General features: G+C 66.8%; 1 protein-coding gene and 1 pseudogene. One reads left to right on the forward strand and one right to left on the reverse strand.

The features are described from left to right. Positions 1–954: pseudogene (locus tag QMO14_RS33200) on the reverse strand (hypothetical protein); the annotation flags it as partial. A 300-nt stretch (positions 955–1,254) separates the two neighbouring features. Between QMO14_RS33200 and QMO14_RS33205 the strand changes: the two are divergent. Beyond that, positions 1,255–1,689 (forward strand): DUF1841 family protein, encoded by a 435-nt coding sequence (locus tag QMO14_RS33205; RefSeq protein ID WP_301512380.1) that lies wholly within the window; start codon positions 1,255–1,257, stop codon positions 1,687–1,689. The last annotated feature ends 111 nt before the right edge of the window (positions 1,690–1,800 follow it).

Genomic DNA, 1,800 nt, shown 5'->3' on the forward strand with positions numbered 1-1,800 from the left:
GGCGGCATCGGCATCGGCATCGGCATCGGCATCGGCATCGGCATCGGCATCGGCATCGGCATCGGCATCGGCATCGGCATCGGCATCGGCATCGGCATCGGCATCGGCATCGGCATCGGCATCGGCATCGGCGTCAGCGTCGGCGTCGGCGTCAGCGTCAGCGTCAGCGTCAGCGTCAGCGTCAGCGTCAGCGTCAGCGTCGGCATCGGCATCGGCATCGGCGTCAGCATCAGCATCGGCATCGGCATCGGCATCTGCGTCGGCATCTCCGTCTGCATCCGCATCAGCATCGGCGTCCGCATCGGAATCTGCGTCCGCATCGGAGTCGCCAGGATTGGTCGGGTTGCCCGAGCCGACGAACAGCGGGATGGTGCTGTCGCTGCCGCCGCCACCGCCGCTCAGGGCGGCACCCAAAGCCGCGGCGCCCAGGGCGCCCAGGGCGAATTCGCCGAGCCCGATGCCGCTGCCTGCAGCGAGCTTCTTGGTGACGGCCAGGGCAGCGGCGTCGGCGTCGCTGTCGGGCGGGGTCACCTGCAGGTCGCCCGAAGCGACATCCACATTCACTTGTTCCAGGCCGCCGGGCAGCTTGGTCGAGCCGATGGTGGCATCGGTGCCGCCGGTGAACACACCTGCGAGCGGGGCCTTGTTGGTGGCCGATCCGGGGAAGAGAACGTTGGCGTGGCCGTCCTGCGGAACGATCACGCGGTCGCCGGCGATCAGGGTCTGATTGCCATCGACGGGAATGCTGACACCATCGCGCATGACGGTGACGCCGGGCGTGGCGTTCGATAATGTGCCGATGCTGGCCGGGGCGGCAGCTGCGGCTGGAGCGGCCGGGCTCACCGCGCCGGGGGTACCCAGCGGAGTGACGGTGGCCTGGGCGAGGACCACAGGGGCAGCGCCAGCGGCGGCAAGTCCCTCGGTCGAATTGGTCGATGCTTGTTGAGCGGTCATGGCAGCCTCTGTGACAAAAGATGCCTACTCAGGGGCAACTAGCGTGCCGCTTTTGCCAGGCTCCGTGCCGAAGCCGCCTCGGATGCAGCAACTCGTTGATTCGTATGGAAAATTTTCTTTTTGCAGGGCCTGCGACGGGGTGTGGAAACAGCTCGTAAGGAGGTCAATTGGCGATTCGTTACGTTACGAAGTAACGCCGCGTACCCGGAACGTCCGACACATCCGAGGCACCGCGAAGCCGCCGAAAAAGCAGTTCGCGCCGACAGCTCCCTCTCATCTTTTCGCCACCTCTATATAGATATGTTCAACCCCTCCCAGGAAGACGTGCGCCGCTTCTTCTGCGACGTCTACGCCAAGCACCGCCAGGGCCTGCCGATGGAAGCGCTCGAGACCATCGCCGCCGGCTGGATCGACCAGCACCCCGAGTACCACGACGACCTCTCCGATGCCGACGCGGCGGTGGCGCGGGTGTACGACGGATCTGGCGGACGCGAGAACCCGTTTCTTCATCTCTCGATGCATCTGTCGATCAGCGAGCAGTGCTCCATCGACCAGCCGCGCGGCATCCGCCAGGCGGTCGAGTTGCTCGCCGCGCGGCGCGGCTCGMTGCTGCATGCGCATCACGAGGCGATGGAGTGCCTCGGGCAGATGATGTGGGAGAGCCAGCGCGCGGGCCGGCCGCCCGATGGCGAAGGCTACGTGGCCTGCGTGCAGCGCCGGGCGACAAAGGACTGACCCCCAGGCTTCGCGCACTTCGTGTCGCTTCGCCACCCCCCTCGAGGGGGCAACACCTGCGGCCCGGCAAAGCCGGTTCCGCGGTGAGTCCAGGTTCTCCCCCAGGCTTCG

The organism is Variovorax sp. CAN15, assembly GCF_030462475.1.
Classification (GTDB): Bacteria; Pseudomonadota; Gammaproteobacteria; order Burkholderiales; family Burkholderiaceae_C; genus Variovorax.